Source organism: Escherichia sp. MOD1-EC6475, from assembly GCF_003046645.1.
Taxonomy (GTDB): Bacteria; Pseudomonadota; Gammaproteobacteria; order Enterobacterales; family Enterobacteriaceae; genus Escherichia; species Escherichia ruysiae.
This window is the reverse complement of the sequence record NZ_PZKQ01000115.1, coordinates 1-226: the sequence shown is the minus strand read 5'-3', so window position 1 is coordinate 226 and position 226 is coordinate 1. Positions and strand designations below refer to the sequence as shown.

1 tRNA gene is annotated in these 226 nt (G+C 49.6%); it reads left to right on the top strand.

From position 1 onward, the window contains the following. Nucleotides 1–60 precede the first annotated feature (60 nt). Nucleotides 61–136 (top strand) — tRNA-Glu (locus A7589_RS22560). Nucleotides 137–226 lie beyond the last annotated feature (90 nt).

Genomic DNA, 226 nt, shown 5'->3' with positions numbered 1-226 from the left:
CTCACACAGATTGTCTGATAGAAAGTAAAAAGCAAGGCGTCTTGCGAAGCAGACTGATACGTCCCCTTCGTCTAGAGGCCCAGGACACCGCCCTTTCACGGCGGTAACAGGGGTTCGAATCCCCTAGGGGACGCCACTTGCTGGTTTGTGAGTGAAAGTCGCCGGCCTCTGTATCTCAAAACTCACTTACGAGTGATGTTTGAGATATTTGCTCTTTAAAAATCTG